Below are 16070 nucleotides of genomic sequence, written 5' to 3'. Positions count from 1 at the left end.
ATGAGAAAGTTGCAGATTGATGTGGTGGAGCTGCCGCTGGCGCGACCCTTTGCTATCGCACGCGGTACCCGTACCGCCGTGACGGCCATCCGTGTCACGCTGGAGCAGGAGGGATTCATCGGGCAGGGCGAATGTACCCCGACGGCCCGCTACGATGAGACGCCGGATAGCGTTCAGGCCATGCTCGAAGCGGTACGCACTGACGTGGAGTCGGGCCTCAGCCGTCATGATCTGCAACATCGCTTACCCGCCGGTTCAGCGCGCAATGTGCTGGACTGTGCGCTATGGCGACTTGATGCCGCACGGGCTAATCAAACGCTTTGGCAAAAGAGCACCTGCTCTCAGCCAGAGTCGGTCATTACGGCAGAAACCCTTAGCCTCGATACGCAGGAATGTATGGCTCTGGCGGCGGCGGATGCTGTGTCACGTGGCGCCCTCCTGCTCAAAATTAAGCTCGACCGTAATGCGATCCTGGAAAAAGTGGCGGCGATTCGCGCGGCGGCACCGCGTGCCACGCTCATTATCGATGCCAATGAAGCCTGGTCGGGTCTGGAACTGGAAAGCCTGCTGGTGGCACTGAAGGCATTCAACATCGCGATGGTGGAGCAACCCCTTCCCGCCGGACAGGATCATGACCTGAAACGTTTCAAACATCCCATACCGGTCTGTGCCGATGAGAGCTGCCATACGCGGGCGGATATTGCCGGATTACGCGATCGCTACGAGATGATCAACATCAAGCTGGATAAGTGCGGTGGCCTGACAGAAGCGCTGGCGATGGTGGATGAAGCGCGGATGCTCAATATGCGCATTATGGTCGGTTGCATGCTGGGCTCGTCACTGGCCATGGAGGCCGCATTGCCCGTCGCGGTTAACGCTGAGTTCGTCGATCTGGATGGCCCCATCTGGCTTGCCGCCGACAGTTCTCCTTTCCTGAGCTACTCCCAAGGCCGTATCTGGCTATAACTCTGTGAGGCGACGATGACGGACACACAACGTACTTCCCCTGCAACCCGCGCTGCCTCTGCCTCTCCCGTGCTGGCGATTCAGGATCTCAGCGTCTCGTTTCATGGACGCAGCGGTGAAAATCAGGCACTCAAAGGCATCAGTTTTGCCATTCATCCAGGTGAAATCGTCGCCGTCGTGGGTGAAAGCGGCTCAGGCAAATCTGTCACGTCACTGGCTGTGATGGGCTTGCTGGCAAATAATGGCCGTGTCGATGGCGGCAGCATGCAGTTCCGCGACCGCAGCGGAAAAGTGCATGCGTTAGAAACGCTGGATGATGCTCATCGCCGCACGTTGCGTGGCCGTGAAATGACGATGATCTTTCAGGAGCCCATGACCTCGCTGAATCCGGTGCTGCGCATTGATGATCAACTTACTGAGGCATTACGCGATCATCAGCAGTGCGACAGAAAGCAGGCCCATGCGCGGGTGCGTGAATTGCTGCGACAGGTGCGTATCGCCGATGTGGACCGCGTCATGAAAAGTTATCCTCACTCGCTGTCAGGCGGCATGCGGCAGCGTGTGATGATTGCGCAGGCCCTTGCCTGTGATCCGCAACTCCTGATTGCCGACGAGCCTACCACTGCGCTGGATGTCACCGTACAGGCGCGCATTCTCCATATTCTGCGTGAGCTGCAACGCGAGAAACAAATGGCGGTGCTGTTTATTACTCATGATATGGGCGTGGTAGCAGAAATCGCCGATCGCGTGGTGGTCATGCTGCGTGGCGAAGTGGTAGAGCAGGGAACCGTGTCTGAGATTTTTGCCGCCCCGCAGCATGCGTATACCAAAGCGTTACTGGCGGCAGTACCAAAACTCGGCGATATGCGGGAACACACGTGGCCGCAACGCTTTCCTCTGCCCGGTGCCCGCGAGGCTGTGCAAGGCGAACAGCATACCGCGCGCTATGACGTGGCGCCGCTGCTGGATGTGCGCGGATTAAAAGTCTATTACCCGATTCGCAGCGGCATCTTATCGAGCCTTACGCATCATGTGCATGCGGTTGAGCAGATTGATTTCAGTCTGTGGCCAGGTGAAACCCTGGCCATCGTGGGTGAAAGCGGCTGCGGCAAATCGACAACCGGACGGGCCCTGATGCGCCTTATCAACAGTGAAGCTGAAAGTATTCACTTTGAAGGCAAGGAAATCTCTGACCTGAAAGAGGCAGAGTTCCAGCCGCTCCGCCGTGAAATTCAGATGGTGTTTCAGGATCCCTATGCGTCACTGAATCCCCGCCTGACGGTGGGTTTCACCATTGCCGAGCCGTTGCTGTTACATGGCATGGTCTCTTCGCTTGAGCAGGCTTCTCCACAGATAGACGCGCTGCTTAAGAGCGTCGGTCTCCTGCCAGAGCACGCGCGTCGTTATCCGCACGAATTTTCTGGCGGTCAGCGTCAGCGTATTGCCATTGCCCGCGCCATGGCGCTGAAACCGAAAGTGATTATTGCTGATGAAGCGGTATCAGCCCTTGATGTCTCGATTCAGGCGCAGGTGGTCAATCTGATGATGGATCTGCAGCAGCAAACGGGCGTGGCGTGGATTTTCATCTCTCATGATATGGCGGTAGTCGAGCGTATTGCTAATCGCGTAGCGGTGATGTACCTCGGCCAGATTGTGGAGCTTGGACCGCGCCAGTCGGTATTTAATCAGCCGCAACATCCCTATACCCAACGTCTGCTGGCCTCCGTGCCGGTAGCGGATCCTGAAAACCGTCAGCCCCGTATTTTCGATGACAGCGAAATCCCCTCGCCGTTACGTAAGGTGGGCGAAACGGTCACTAAAACCCGATATCGGCAGGTTGCCCCCCAGCACTGGGTAGCTGACGGCATTGCATTGCAATAATCCTTAACGACCAGGAGAATTTATGAAAACGCTGTTTCGCCGTACTTCGCTCGCCCTCGCATTGACGACGACGCTGGTCATGACTGCGCAGGCACAGGATCTGCGCATTTCAATGTATGCTGATATCACGGGGCTGGATCCGCACGACACCTCGGATAATGTCAGTTACTCGGTTCAGAGCGGCATCTTTGAGCGCCTGTTCCAGTTTGATTCCCGGATGAAGCTGCAACCCTGGCTGGCGACCGGTTATACCTCTAATGACAGTGCCACCGAATTTACGCTGACGCTGCGCAAAGGCGTTACCTTCCAGGACGGTACCCCTTTTGATGCAGAAGCCGTCAAAGCGAACCTTGATCGTCTGGCAGATCAGAAAAAAGGGCTGAAGCGTAACAGCCTCTACAAAATGATTGATAAGGTCACGGTGCTGGCACCCGACCAGGTAAAAATCGATCTGAATCAGTCGTTCGGGGCCTTTATCAACACCCTGGCGCATCCTTCCGCGGTGATGTGGAGCCCGTCAATTCTTAAGCAATATCCGGACGAAGCGCAGTTGCGACTGCATCCGGTGGGAACCGGTCCGTTTACCTTTGTCGACTGGAAACCGGGCAAAGCCGTTACGCTGGCCAGATATGCAGGCTACTGGCAGCAGGGATGGCCAAAAGTGGACCATGTTATCTTCTCTCCAAGTCCCGAAGATGCGACACGGGTGGCAGCGTTGAAATCGGGGCAGGTGGATGCCATCTGGCCATTGCCTTCAGACCTCATCGCGGCCGTTCAGCAGGACAGCCACCTCTCTATTCAGCGCGATCCGAGCATTTACCTTTATTACATGGCGATCAACACGCAGCACAAGCCGCTGGCCGATGTTCGGGTGCGTCAGGCAATCAACTATGCGATTGACCGTAATCTGTGGCTGAAAGTGGCCTTCGCCGGTCTGGGCAAACCTGCCACATCCGCGATCCCGGAAGGCGTACAGTTCTATCAGAAACAGGACGATCCTGATTACGGCTATGCGCCGGATAAGGCCAAAGCCTTGCTGAAAGCGGCGGGTTATCCGGAGGGACTGGATCTTAAGCTCTGGGTGACCAACGCCACGGCCAGCGTCCGTGCCGCTCAGGTGCTGAAAGCGCAACTGGCCACGGCAGGCATTCGTGCCACGGTAACACCGATGGATTCCGGCACGCGCAACGCTAAGTTGTGGGGCGTTCAGGACCCGAAAAAGGCGGAGTTTGACCTCTATTATGGCGGCTGGTCGACTTCTACGGGGGATGCCGACTGGGCGCTGCGTCCGCTGTTTGCCACCGAGTCCTGGGTTCCGACCTCGTATAACGTCTCCTATTTCAGTAACCCTGATGCAGACAAAGCGATTGCTGCAGGGCTGGCGACGGCCGATCCGGCAAAGCGTGGCATCGCCTATGCACAAGCGCAAAAGGTGTTGTGGAAAGAAGCACCGGTGGCGTTCCTTGGCACGCCAGACAATCTGGTGGGCAAGCGCAACACGCTGAGCGGCGTTTCGATGCTGCCTGATGGCAATTTACTGTTCACTCAGGCGTCCTTTAAATAAGACGGTCTCTTCTTCCTCGTCCCCTGTCCGGAACGGATGAGGGACGTGAAGAGGCCCGTCGCATCTCATTTCAGGGAATGGCATGTTTGCATACATCATTCGCCGATTGCTGGAGATGATCCCGGTTTTGCTGGTGGTCTCGTTGCTGGTTTTCGGTTTTATCAAGCTCATGCCGGGCGACCCGGCGCGTATTTATGCCGGACCGGATGCGCCTGTTGAGGCGATCGAAGCGGCGCGTCAGCACCTCGGGCTTAACGATCCGCTGCCGCAGCAGTATCTCCACTGGATCGGCAGCCTGTTGCAGGGCGACCTGGGCACCACTTATCGCACCCAGCAACCGGTGCTGGAGGTGATCAGGGAGGGCTTCATGCCGACGCTGTGGCTCGCCTTAGCGGGTTTTACCTGGTCCGTCATTCTCGGTTTGTTATTCGGCGTTATGGCTGCACTGAAACGTGGAAGATGGCAGGACTGGACGCTGATGAGCGTGGCGGTCGGCGGCATTTCGATGCCAGCCTTCTGGCTGGGGCTGTTGCTCATCCAGTTCGTCGCGATGCCTTTTGGGCTGTTCTCGGTCAGCGGCTTTAACAAGGCCAGCGATATAGTCCTGCCCGCCATCACGCTGGGTTCATCGGTTGCGGCGGTAATGGCGCGCTTTACCCGTTCGGCGTTTCTTGAGGTGGCGCAGGAAGATTACGTGCGTACCGCCAAAGCCAAAGGGCTGCGTAACCGCCTGGTGACGTGGAAACATGTGATGCGTAATGCGCTCATCCCGGTGATTACCATGCTGGGCTTGCAGTTCGGCTTTCTGCTGGGCGGATCCATCGTGGTGGAGAGCGTTTTCAACTGGCCAGGATTAGGCTGGTTATTGATTGAGTCGATCAAAGCGCAGGATCAGCCGGTGATTCAGGCACTGGTGATGCTGTTCGTGTTTGAATTTATTGTGATTAATCTGCTGGTCGATCTGCTTTACGCGGTGGTTAATCCGGCCATTCGTCTGCGACAGGAGCCAAAATGAGTATTCAATCGCTGACTGAAAATCCGCCTCAGATTATTCGTTCGCCGTGGCGCGATTTCCTGCATGCCCTTGTGCGGAACCCTCTGGCGCTGGTCTCAGGCGGGTTTGTGCTGCTGTTGATTGTGGTGGCGATTTTTGCGCCCTGGCTGGCGCCCTGGGATCCCATGGCTCCGGACTGGATGGCGTTATCGTCGCCACCAACGGCGGCACACTGGATGGGGACCGACGAACTGGGGCGCGACCTGCTCAGCCGCATTATCTATGGCGCGCGGATCTCGCTCTATATCGGCGTGTTGTCGGTGACGATCGGCATGCTGGTCGGGGTCATGCTGGGCTTACTGGCGGGCTATTACGGCGGTTGGGTTGATATGCTGATCATGCGCGGTGCCGACGTATTATTCGCGTTTCCCGGTATGTTGCTGGCCATTGCGGTGGTGGCGCTGCTGGGGACGGGCCTGAACAATGTCATTATCGCGGTCGCGGTATTCAGCGTGCCGGTATTTGCCCGCATCGTGCGGGCGTCGACGCTCTCTCTGAAACAGGCTGCCTATGTTGAAGCCGTGCGCTGTGCCGGTGCACCAGACAGCGTCATTATCCTGCGGCATATTCTGCCCGGCACGCTTTCCAGCGTGATTGTCTATTTCACTATGCGCATTGGCACCAGTATTCTGACAGCCGCGGGCCTGAGTTTTATTGGACTGGGTCCGGAGCCTGACGTGCCTGAATGGGGCAATATTCTGGCGATGAGCCGTAGCATGATGATGGCCGGATCGTGGCACATGAGCGTATTTCCGGGGCTGGCGATCTTTATTACCGTGCTGGCATTCAATCTGCTTGGAGATGCGCTGCGCGACACGCTCGATCCAAAACTCAAGGGCTGACTATGGATTTCCAACAATTGCAGCGTGAACTGCTGCTGAAACGCTGGCGTGACAGACGTCAGCTTGGGCAGCCGCGAAGCGCCTGCGGACCCACCAATCGAATCAGCGATGTTGCGGGCATGCGTGTCGGACATTACACGCTGAATGAAGGCGAAAAGCAGACTGGCGTAACCGCTATCGTACCGCCGGGCGGCAATCTGTTTCTCACGCCGCTGCCGTGTGGGGTTGAGGTCCTGAACGGCTTTGCGAAACCCATCGGACTGGTTCAGATAGAGGAGCTTGGTGTGCTTCAGACGCCGATTCTGCTCAGTAACACGCTGGCGGTCGGCACGCTGTTTACCACGCTGGTGCGGGATGCCATCAGTCGTAACCCGGAACTGGGACGAACACTGCCCACGGTCAATCCGCTGGTGCTGGAGTGCAACGATGGCTGGCTGAATGATATCCAGGCGCTGGCCATCACTGAAGCGATGGCGCAGGAGGCATTGCAGACGGCCTCAGCAGACTTCGCGCGCGGCAGCGTCGGCGCAGGGCGCGGGATGAGCTGTTTCAGCCTCAAAGGGGGCATCGGAACCGCCTCGCGGGTTATTCCCTCGCTCAACGCCACGCTTGGCGTGCTGGTGCTGGCCAATTTCGGCGCACTGGAAGCATTAACGCTCGATGGCGTTCGGGCTGGCGAGATGATTGCGCCGCTGCTGGCCGGGGAGACGCCGCAGCTGGATGCCGGTTCGGTCATCATCATCATGGCGACGGATGCACCGCTGGACGCACGTCAGTTAAAGCGCATCGCGAAGCGAGCCGGTGCCGGCCTGGGACGGCTGGGCAGTTACTGGGGCCACGGATCGGGCGACATTGCGGTGGCGTTTTCAACGCAACCTCTGCCGCATCCGCCACAGGACGACACGCTGGAGCCGCTGCTTGCTGCAGCGGCAGATGCAACTGAACAGGCTGTACTGGATGCTTTGCTGAGCGCTGAGGCTGTTACCGGCTTTCGCGGTCATCATCGCCCCTCACTGACGCAGATTCTGGATAGATTAACGACATGAAAATTTTTATCTCGGCCGACATTGAAGGTATCGCGGGGGTCATGCGCCCGGAGCAATGTACACCCGGCCACCCGGAACATCAGCTGGCCCGTGGTCTGATGGAGCAGGAAGTGAATGCTGCGATTGAGGGGGCTTTTGCCGGCGGGGCAACGGAAGTGGTGGTGGCAGACAGCCATGCGCAGATGACCAATTTGCGTGTGGAAAATATCGATCCCCGCGCCCGGCTGGTGCAGGGAAAACCCCGTGTCCTGTCGATGGTGGAAGGGATAGAGCAGCAGACGTTCGACGGGCTGTTTCTGGTGGGATTTCACAGCGCAGCAGGTGAACCGGGCGTACTGGCGCATACCATCAACGGCCGGGCATTCTGGCGTATCCATATCAATGGTCTGGTGATGGGAGAAACCGATATTTATGCGGCCGCCGCTGCTGAGCACGGCACGCCATTGCTGCTGGTCACCGGTGACGATCAGTTACAGAGCTGGATTGCGGAACACTACTCAGCAGTCAATTACGTCTGTGTAAAACGCGCCATTTCTCATACCTGCGCGGAATCAATCAGCCCACAAGCGGCACAGCGTGCGATCGCTGCCGCAGCAAGCGCCGCACTGCAACATCCCCCTCAGGTGAGCACGAGCCGCCTGACGGCACCTTACGCTATGCGCCTTCAGGCCACCAAACCGGTGCTGGCCGATCTGTTCAGCCTGATCCCCGGCGTCACGCGCCTGGATGCCGTTACCGTGGCGTATCAGGCGGAGAATATGGAGACGTTAATCAGCTTACTCAGTGCATTCTCCTATCTGGCGAGCACACAGTCATAGCGAAATTATCCCGGGCTGCATGCAACATCAGCCCGTCAAGCCCGCCGTTCCGGTTCTCCTGAAACCGCGCTGCCAGGCACACGCCTGTAGTGCGGACTGTGCATGTGCATCTTCCCTCTGACGAGCCAGCATCGCTGCTGGCTTAAATCCGCGCAACCCGTGCTGCTGACCAGCGCTCCTTTAACTGCACCACGTCAGCGCGAGACCCGCTCCCTGCAAAGGCTTCAGTCAGGACTGCCGGGTGCGGATGGGGGCGAAACAGGCAGCTGAGCCTGCACCGGTTTTACGGTACAGTTTTTGCAACAGGATAATGATTGCTCTCTCACCCTCCGCCTGGACCTGATCGTACAGCCTGTCGGAGAGGCCTTCGTTTTCGGTATTCCATCCAGGGTAAATAGTCATGCGGCTCCGCCATATAGAGGTCTTTCAGGCCATCGTACAGACCGGCAGCATCAGCGCTGCGGCGCGCTTACTCAATGTTTCGCAGCCCAATATCAGCCGTGTGCTGAATCATGCTGAACAGCAATTGGGATTTGCGCTGTTTGAGCGACGTATACAGGGAATGAGTGTGACGGCAGAAGGACGACGCCTTCTGCCTGAAATAGACGATCTCTGCCAGCGCCTGCAATCTATCACCCAGCTCACAGAACAGCTGCGGCGTGGCGAAGGGCAGTTAGTTCGCGTCGGCGCGGCTCACGCTTTTGGTCAGATGGTTTTGGCACCCGCATTAATCACCTGGCGGCAACAGATGGCCTCGGTCAGTGTCGAACTGGTCACCGAGCACTTTAGTACTTTATGCCAGATGATTCTGGATAATCAGCTCGATTTTGCGCTGGTTTTTGGTCAGCAGGTCGATGCGGATCTTCTGGCTGAACCTCTGTTTCAGTCTTCGATGGTCGCGTTGTTACCGCTCAATCATCCCCGTAATGAACCCGTTACACTTGCGTGGTTATGCAACAATAATTTACTGATGATGCAGGCTCAGGATCCGCTTGGACGCGTACTTCACCGAGCGCTGCGCGATAAAAAACTGAATCCCGCCGTGTCGTTGTCGATTAAAACCTATTCGGTCATTGCGGATATGGTGCTGGCAGGCGGCGGCACGGGCGTCGTGGATCTCTTCACCGCCTGTCGCTATGCCGAACAGCTAAAGCTGCTACCCATAGCACAGCCCCTGCCGTTTGAAGTGATGCTGATCAGCCGCCGTGACCAGCCACAGTCGCAGTCCACTCTGCAACTTAAGCAGGTCATCCGTAACAGACTGTGGGAGATCGCCCGGCAGTGTGAAACGCAGTTTATTGGGGGCTGAATAAGCGCCGCGCTTCACCGCTACCCATCCGGCTATTTTGTGAGATGCATCACAAAATTTTTAGAATTTCTTCCTGATTTGAAACCAGGCTCGCTCGCGCATCACTCAACCCTGACGCTGCGGGGTGAGTTGCTCATTTCGCAAGTTATCAACTGACCGGTTAGTGATAACCGGCACAACCTGGCGGAGTGAGAATTATGGATGGAATTAGACGCACACCTTCCCCTGTACATCACGAAACGATAGAAATGCCCACGCGCGGTGGGCCATCAACAACTGAAGTCACTGCTACAACCCCTGCTGCGAGGGCTCGTTCTGCGGAAATTAGCCGTATTACAGCTACTCTGCATAACGCGTGTAAAGGCGGAGAGAACGTGCGTGATTACCTGGCAGGAATTGCTGTCACCCTGCACGATGAATTGCACCAGACGGACGATCAGGTAAAAGATGTCATCAAATTGGCTCACAGCTGCGACACGATGATCATGGCCAAGGCAAAGGGGGCGATTGGAATGACCTATGCCCTTTCCGGTGTACCTGGCGATCTGGTCGGCAAGGGGATAGCTAGCGCAATGAAGCTGGAGCCGGGCACGCCCATGCACAACTTTGTCGCTGGCGTAGCGGGGGGGATGACTGCAGTGGCTTTTAAAGCGGTGCTCACTCGGGTTATCGGTAGCAGCATCCAGGATTCGAGATGGATGCAGGCAGATATGGATGCACTGGAGCCTCTTATGAAAGATGAGGCAGAAAAACGCGAGACATTTGGGCATAAATTAAAAATGACGGCGCTGGGCGGGACGGGCTTTAACGTCCGCAACCCGGTGACGGGTGGAATTTCCAGTGCAACCCAGCTATTACCCGAAAATAAGCCGCGGCCAGAACCGATGGGGATTATACAGGGTGCGCTCAAGCCGGGTTATGCCATCAACCAGATAGCAGGTTTTGGCCTGACTTCCGCTGCCGGTGCATTGAGTGGAGTTGTGGAAAACTACTACGACAACCTGCATGGCGCGGAGTTTTTATTTGGCCGTAACGACTGGAAGGATCGTTATAAGGCGCTGTCCAGCGGGCACACGAATAGTGGCGAGGGGAGCCACTTCGATGCGGTGTGGGAACACGCTAAAGCGCCAAAACGTTGGGTTGAAGGCGTTACAACGCTGAGTGCATTAAGTGCGGTAGCCTCTGAGACGATGGAAGCGCTCGGTTTGGGCATCGGAGCGGGGGCGGCACGTGTGACGAAAGGTGGTGCAGAGAAGCTTTTCACCTCCGGCAAGACAAGTGCGGCAGAGACCGCTTTGGATCTGGCGAACAAATCTGGCTTCCGCGTTTCCCGCGAAAGCATTGGCAATGCGGCGGCCCTGGTGCCAAACGCCTATTCTTACCTGCAACAGGGGGTGTTCGGTCTTCTTTATCAGGAGGCTGAGCGAGCAGTGGCAAACAAGCTGCACCCGAAGCCCGCCGACGCGACAGAAGAGGAAGCCCCGATGAGTTCAGGGGCGAGAACACCTGAAGGCGCGCCAGCACCCAGCGTGGGTACTGAGGCGAGAACGCCGGAAGGCGCGCCAGCACCCAGTGTTGGTACCGAGGCGAGAACCCCGGCCGGCACGCCAGCACCCAGCACCGGTACCCGGGCGAAAGGGCCGTCAGAAGAAGGCGAATCGGACAGCGACAGCGTACATTCGCATAACTCCGGGCCATTACGTAATACCCCGCCTGAGCGTTCATCAGAAATGCGCGCTGCGGGTGATACCTCTGCATGGTGGCAATCATACCCGGGCCTGGCGAATATCAAAAGTCCACAGCCTGAGAAGTTAACCCAGGCTGACTATGAGGCCATCATCGCCGTCCTTGAAGCTGAAGCAGAGAAGATGAGCGAACGCATTGCCGAGATGATACCGCTGCCGGACTCCTTACCGACATCATCAGCATCATCAGTGGCATCCGGGTCATCCGCGTCATCAGAAGCCGCAGGGCCTGCAGGATCGCCAGAACCTGAAGAAACGAAAAAAGCCTCCTGATGCCACACCTTAGAAGCCGCAGCGATGCGGCTTTTTTTACGCCGAATTTGCTCTGTCTCACGCGCCGCCCGGAACTCCCGCCTCGCGCTTTCCACTCAATCGTACCCGGTCATAGCGGGAGAAAGGCGTCAGTCTGGCTGGCGCTAACGATGAAGATTTGTTGAGAGGAGAGAAGAATGAATATCTCGTCAGGTTCGGCTTTCGGGCCGATACAGCCGCAACTGCCTGATTTTAGCTCGCTCGATGAAAAAAATTTAGCCTCGTTTACTCCGCCAGATTCTGGCGCCAGTGGCCAGACGATTAACTTTGGCAATGATGCCATGAGCGGCACGGATTTCAGTAGTCTCACCGCCACGCCCGACAGTGTGAGCAACCGGGATCCGATGCAGATGCAGGGGCTGATGCAGCAACTGGGGCCGCAAATAGAGGCATTGCTGCAACTGCTATTAATGCTGCAACAGCTCTTCGCTGGTCAGCAGCAAAATAACAGCGCAGGAGGCGGGCGTGGCGGCGGTGCCGATATGCCGGGCACCTCAGCAGAAGAGGGGGCTTCGCTCACCGCACCGTTTAATGCCGCGATGAAGCAGCCTGTTAACCCGACTGAATCCGCTTCTGCACAGCAACCGCTAACGGCCAGTACAATGCCACAGCCAGGTAAGGCTTCTGATGCTGCACTAAATACGCCTGCCCGGCAGACGCCAGCATCCGGCGGCGTCCCGCTGATAAAAGGCGAGTCGGGGTTACATTTACCTGCCCCGTTACTGGATCATGAGCAGGCGATAATGCGTGCCGCCAAAGAGACTAACCAGGCGCCTGAAGTGCTGGCAGCGCAAATCTGGCAGGAGTCACGCGGAAAAACAGAGGCGACCACCGTGAACGGCGGTAATGGCCTTTCCGACAGCGGCCTGATGCAGGTTAATTCCAACACCTTCGCCGATCTGCAAAGCAGATACCCGCATCTGCTGGGGCCAGATGCCAGCCCGTCCAGTCCTGAAGACAGCATCATGGCTGGCGGGCTCTATCTGAAAGAGCAGCGGGAGGCTTTTGGGGGCGATTCCGGTGCCGGGTTGAGAGCTTATAACTCAGGGCCAGGGAATGTGAATGTCAACGATCTGACGGATATCTCGAAAACCGGAACCGGCGATCCGACTTATGTTGGAAAAGTTCTCAACTTTGCCGACATTATCTCCAGCGGCAAAGGCACGTTACCTGCATAACGCGCAAAAAAAAGTCCCTGTACCGGGTACAGGGACAAACATGAGCAGCCTTCAAAATCAGGCAAACGGCGGCGGTTCGTTCTTGCCTTTCCCCCCGCTATTTTCCACCGCAATCTGTACGGTATCGGTCGCTGCCGTGATGCCCCAGCCAATTGGCCCACGCGCCGCGCTCATTCCACCCTCGGCCAGTCCTTTCAGGCCACCGGTAAAGACTTCGCCCACATTGCGGGCCTCGCCAATATTGTTAAAGAAAGGCGCGGCAACAGATTTGAGAATGGGAATGTTCGACAATATTTTGCCGAACTCACCCATGCCCCACTGGAAGTTGTCTTTATTGGTACCATCCATACGAACGTGCGAATCATTCGTCTCCGGCAGCTGTTTATTCTCCGGCAGCATCTTCAGACCCTGCTCGGCGATATCCTTCAGCACACCCGCCTCGGTACCGTGGCGCGCGTCACCATCTTTGGTGATGCCCTCTATTTTGTCGTTAGCTGAGATCTCCTTCCGCTCGCTGCCATCGCGCGCATTCAGGCCTTTTATGCTGTTTAACACGCAGGCCATGTTATACGCCGCATCAGCACGACTCTTCGGATCTTTATTGGCATCCGTCCAGTCGCCGAAGCGCTCTTTTAGCTCTGCCTGCTTGATATCTTTTTGGTTGCCAAGGTTTTTCAGCACCGGGTTTTCATCAATGATCTGTTCGGCGCTGCGGTTATCGCCCGGTGGACGGCCCTTCAGATTCTCCTCCGTCGGCCTGACGCGGGTGTCCTTCTCACTGGTTCGCACGCCATCGCCCGGTGTCTGTGGAGTATCTTCGCCTGCTGTTTCGCTGGCAAATAACGCCGTGGGCATCGTCCCTTCTTCAGTGGCTGCTGGATCGACAAGCGCCCCCAATCCAGCCTGCGTTAACAGCTGATCAAGCTCCCGGATCGGATCGGACAGGCCCGCCAGCGGTGTTCCGCTCCCACCGGAGTAGCTGATGGGGAGATCGCTGCCCGGGACCGGGAACGCGGAGCCCGGCAGGGGAGTGGATAATGGCAGGTTACCCGGCAGTGGCCTGCCGGGTGAAAAAGCGGGGGTTATTCCCCCCCCGCCAGGTATTGGCATAACCATACAAGCCCCCTGAGTTAGCTTTGCGGATTTTTCTGGGAAGATTGCCCCTCACCGCCGCCCAAAAGCCCCTGCAACAATGAAGAAAGCCCTAACAGGGACAGCAGGTTTTGCATCATTCCGCCCTGTTGCCCACCATTGTCAGTTGCTCCCTGAGCCGGTGCCTGTGGTGCATTACCGCCAGATTCTCCGCTGTCTGCCCCTTTACCTTTATCTATCCCCATCATCTGCTGGAGCAGTTGCTGAAGCATCTGCATCAGCTGCTCAAGCGGATTGCCGCTGTGATTCGTGCCCTGTGAAGGTGCAGGCGTGCCCGGTTGCTCCGGCTGCTGCGCCTTATTACCGCCGCCCAACAGCTGTTGCAGGCCTGTCAGCATCATAATCTGCTGCAGTAAGCCACCGCCCGACGGGGCGTCAGGCGAGTTTGCACCGTTTGCCTGGCCGTTTTTCTGACTTCCGCCTGAACCGGTCAGCGAAGCCAGTGTGCTCAGGCCGTCAAAGGCATTACTGGCAAAATTGAGCGGGCCTGTTTTCGCATTACTGAGAAAAGGTAACGACGATTTTCCGGGCTGATCAGGTAAGTCAGGTTTACCTGACGGACTGCCCCCCGTCTTGCCTGGCATATTTGCCGGAGGCATATCGATTTTGTTCGCGTTTGTAGCCCCACCACCAAATCCTGGAATCTTCATGAATTTATTCCTCAGAGTTAATAAGTCAGCGATTGATTGGGCAGCAACAGCGGTAACATTTTGCAATCCTGATTACTGCCGATTGCACAATTTTACCGTTCAGGCTGATGCTACCTCGCACTGTGAGTGGCGGTTGTCCCGGGATGGTTCCACTAAAAATGTTCCCTTTGTGATACGGGTTCAGATTTATAAAAATCCAGCGGCACCGCCATTAAGAAATTATCATTCTGTTTTTGAAGGTTTTTCTGTGAATCCTGTAGGGTAATCCTTACCGGTTGAGCGTCTATCCCTACAAGATAATAATCCTGGACTGATAGCGGGGATGACCTGATTGGGTGAGAGTGAGGCCGCGGTAAATTTGTAATTCTTTGCATCAGGCTCTGCTTCCAGAACATCCACAAGTGCTGAACGAGCAGCGCGTCTCATGTAAGGCGCGCTTATGCGAAGCTAATGGAGAATGTATGGTTCGTCTTTACAGGACACAGTCAGGCCACGGGACTGTCGATGAGGAGAGTGCGGATAACGTCTTACGCCAGGTTGATTCCCGCCCGGATGCGGCGGCGGGTTACCCGGAGCCCGTAACCGATATCCATACTCATCTGTATAAGATTTTAAATACGATTGCACCGTTAAACATAGATGTCTTAATCGAGGGTGAAACGGGTACCGGGAAAGATGCACTGGCCCAGCGGCTGTATCAACTTTCCGGCTGTCGCGGCCCGATGGTGCCGGTCAACTGTGCAGCCATCCCGGAGACACTTGCCGAAAGCGAGCTGTTTGGGGTCATGGCCGGGGCGTTCACCGGCGCAAGCAGTTCCCGTGCCGGGTATATTGAGAGTGCTAATCACGGCGTGCTGTTTCTGGATGAAATAGACAGTATGCCGCTCACGATGCAGGCTAAGCTGCTGCGTGTACTGGAAAATCGCGCGGTAGAGCGACTGGGCAGCACCAAAAGTATCGGGCTGGATCTGCGGGTGGTCGTCGCCTCACAAATTCCACTGGCGCAGCTGGTGGCTCAGGGCCGTTTTCGTCGGGATCTCTTCTTTCGCCTCGACACAATTAAAATTGCCACACCAACCGTGCGATCACGACCGGAGCTGATTTTGCCCATGTTTCGCCAGTTTACGCAGGAGGCAGCGCTGCGTCTGAATCAGCCTCTGCCGGCAGGATCGCTCGCGCTTGATGAGACCCTGCTGCTGCATAGCTGGCCGGGAAATATCCGCGAGCTTAAAGCGGCGGCAGAACGCTTTGTGCTGGGCTTACCGCCGCTGTGCTGTGAGATAAAGCAGGAAGGGCGCGTGTTATTAAAAGACAGAATGCGGCGCATTGAGCGCAGCCTGATCCACGACTGCCTGAACCGGCACGACAATCGTATCGATGATGTCATTCTTGAGTTAGGGATTCCCAGGCGCACCCTTTATCACCGCCTGAAGTTGTTAAAACTTACCGCCTGACATGTCGCCCACCTTTCTTGCCGTGGGCCAGCAGGCTTTATCTGCATAAATATTTTCTTTGCGATGGAACCGGATAGCTTCATTGATTACTTAATGAAT

The 16070-nt window shown here is 56.6% G+C and carries 14 protein-coding genes; 12 read left to right on the top strand and 2 right to left on the bottom strand.

Features of this window, described 5'->3' with window-relative positions; all coding sequences use genetic code 11:
• From dgcA to EPG66_RS03795, 10 genes are all read left to right on the top strand, one after another.
• A complete protein-coding gene (gene dgcA / locus EPG66_RS03840) occupies positions 1-966 on the top strand; it encodes an N-acetyl-D-Glu racemase DgcA (protein ID WP_115758429.1) in 966 nt (321 codons plus the stop codon).
• Between the two features lie 15 nt (positions 967-981).
• The gene (locus tag EPG66_RS03835) at positions 982-2847 is read left to right on the top strand and encodes an ABC transporter ATP-binding protein (RefSeq protein ID WP_182686001.1); all 1866 of its coding nucleotides are present in this window, start codon (positions 982-984) and stop codon (positions 2845-2847) included.
• 22 nt (positions 2848-2869) lie between these two features.
• Complete coding sequence (locus EPG66_RS03830; RefSeq protein WP_182685999.1) at positions 2870-4411, top strand: glutathione ABC transporter substrate-binding protein; 1542 nt, start codon at positions 2870-2872, stop codon at positions 4409-4411.
• A gap of 82 nt (positions 4412-4493) precedes the next feature.
• Positions 4494-5426: an ABC transporter permease gene (locus EPG66_RS03825; protein ID WP_069026114.1), complete on the top strand. Its 933-nt coding sequence runs from the start codon at positions 4494-4496 to the stop codon at positions 5424-5426.
• Positions 5423-6307, top strand: coding sequence for an ABC transporter permease subunit (locus EPG66_RS03820; protein ID WP_033786129.1), 885 nt, complete (start codon positions 5423-5425; stop codon positions 6305-6307). Before EPG66_RS03825 ends, EPG66_RS03820 begins: the two co-directional genes overlap by 4 nt.
• 2 nt (positions 6308-6309) lie before the next feature.
• Positions 6310-7353 carry a DmpA family aminopeptidase gene (locus tag EPG66_RS03815; RefSeq protein ID WP_069026115.1) on the top strand — a complete coding sequence of 348 codons (1044 nt, stop codon included), beginning with the start codon at positions 6310-6312 and terminating at the stop codon, positions 7351-7353.
• The gene (locus EPG66_RS03810; RefSeq protein WP_182685997.1) at positions 7350-8171 is read left to right on the top strand and encodes a M55 family metallopeptidase; all 822 of its coding nucleotides are present in this window, start codon (positions 7350-7352) and stop codon (positions 8169-8171) included. Before EPG66_RS03815 ends, EPG66_RS03810 begins: the two co-directional genes overlap by 4 nt.
• 400 nt (positions 8172-8571) lie before the next feature.
• Positions 8572-9480, top strand: coding sequence for a LysR family transcriptional regulator (locus tag EPG66_RS03805; RefSeq protein ID WP_182685995.1), 909 nt, complete (start codon positions 8572-8574; stop codon positions 9478-9480).
• A 374-nt stretch (positions 9481-9854) separates the two neighbouring features.
• Positions 9855-11498, top strand: a complete 1644-nt coding sequence (locus EPG66_RS03800) for a hypothetical protein (protein WP_182685992.1) — start codon at positions 9855-9857, stop codon at positions 11496-11498.
• Between the two features lie 176 nt (positions 11499-11674).
• Complete coding sequence (locus tag EPG66_RS03795) at positions 11675-12715, top strand: lytic transglycosylase domain-containing protein (RefSeq protein ID WP_083068245.1); 1041 nt, start codon at positions 11675-11677, stop codon at positions 12713-12715.
• Positions 12716-12772: 57 nt separating this feature from the next.
• On the opposite strand, the gene EPG66_RS03790 is transcribed toward EPG66_RS03795, so the two are convergent.
• Together EPG66_RS03790 and EPG66_RS03785 are read right to left on the bottom strand one after the other, a co-directional pair.
• Entirely contained in the window at positions 12773-13831 is a 1059-nt protein-coding gene (locus tag EPG66_RS03790) for a hypothetical protein (RefSeq protein WP_083068244.1), read from the bottom strand.
• Positions 13832-13845: 14 nt separating this feature from the next.
• Positions 13846-14517, bottom strand: coding sequence for a hypothetical protein (locus EPG66_RS03785; RefSeq protein ID WP_069026118.1), 672 nt, complete (start codon positions 14515-14517; stop codon positions 13846-13848).
• On the opposite strand from EPG66_RS03785, the gene EPG66_RS03780 reads away from it, so the two are divergent.
• Entirely contained in the window at positions 14516-14782 is a 267-nt protein-coding gene (locus EPG66_RS03780) for a hypothetical protein (protein ID WP_182685990.1), read from the top strand. The genes EPG66_RS03785 and EPG66_RS03780 overlap by 2 nt on opposite strands.
• A 196-nt stretch (positions 14783-14978) precedes the next feature.
• Positions 14979-15971 carry a sigma 54-interacting transcriptional regulator gene (locus tag EPG66_RS03775; protein ID WP_033771563.1) on the top strand — a complete coding sequence of 331 codons (993 nt, stop codon included), beginning with the start codon at positions 14979-14981 and terminating at the stop codon, positions 15969-15971.
• The last annotated feature ends 99 nt before the right edge of the window (positions 15972-16070 follow it).

The organism is Pantoea pleuroti, from assembly GCF_014156615.1.
Taxonomy (GTDB): Bacteria; Pseudomonadota; Gammaproteobacteria; order Enterobacterales; family Enterobacteriaceae; genus Pantoea; species Pantoea agglomerans.
This window is presented reverse-complemented; position numbering and strand designations above follow the sequence as displayed.

What these genes read in the sequence shown, in the direction of transcription:
- EPG66_RS03810 (WP_182685997.1), top strand. Translation starts at nt 7,350, where the DNA reads ATGAAAATTTTTATCTCGGCCGACATTGAAGGTATCGCGGGGGTCATG.
- EPG66_RS03835 (WP_182686001.1), top strand. Translation starts at nt 982, where the DNA reads ATGACGGACACACAACGTACTTCCCCTGCAACCCGCGCTGCCTCTGCC.
- dgcA (WP_115758429.1), top strand. Translation starts at nt 1, where the DNA reads ATGAGAAAGTTGCAGATTGATGTGGTGGAGCTGCCGCTGGCGCGACCC.
- EPG66_RS03775 (WP_033771563.1), top strand. Translation starts at nt 14,979, where the DNA reads ATGGTTCGTCTTTACAGGACACAGTCAGGCCACGGGACTGTCGATGAG.
- EPG66_RS03790 (WP_083068244.1), bottom strand. Translation starts at nt 13,831, where the DNA reads ATGGTTATGCCAATACCTGGCGGGGGGGGAATAACCCCCGCTTTTTCA.
- EPG66_RS03805 (WP_182685995.1), top strand. Translation starts at nt 8,572, where the DNA reads ATGCGGCTCCGCCATATAGAGGTCTTTCAGGCCATCGTACAGACCGGC.
- EPG66_RS03795 (WP_083068245.1), top strand. Translation starts at nt 11,675, where the DNA reads ATGAATATCTCGTCAGGTTCGGCTTTCGGGCCGATACAGCCGCAACTG.
- EPG66_RS03820 (WP_033786129.1), top strand. Translation starts at nt 5,423, where the DNA reads ATGAGTATTCAATCGCTGACTGAAAATCCGCCTCAGATTATTCGTTCG.
- EPG66_RS03815 (WP_069026115.1), top strand. Translation starts at nt 6,310, where the DNA reads ATGGATTTCCAACAATTGCAGCGTGAACTGCTGCTGAAACGCTGGCGT.
- EPG66_RS03780 (WP_182685990.1), top strand. Translation starts at nt 14,516, where the DNA reads ATGAATTTATTCCTCAGAGTTAATAAGTCAGCGATTGATTGGGCAGCA.
- EPG66_RS03785 (WP_069026118.1), bottom strand. Translation starts at nt 14,517, where the DNA reads ATGAAGATTCCAGGATTTGGTGGTGGGGCTACAAACGCGAACAAAATC.
- EPG66_RS03830 (WP_182685999.1), top strand. Translation starts at nt 2,870, where the DNA reads ATGAAAACGCTGTTTCGCCGTACTTCGCTCGCCCTCGCATTGACGACG.
- EPG66_RS03825 (WP_069026114.1), top strand. Translation starts at nt 4,494, where the DNA reads ATGTTTGCATACATCATTCGCCGATTGCTGGAGATGATCCCGGTTTTG.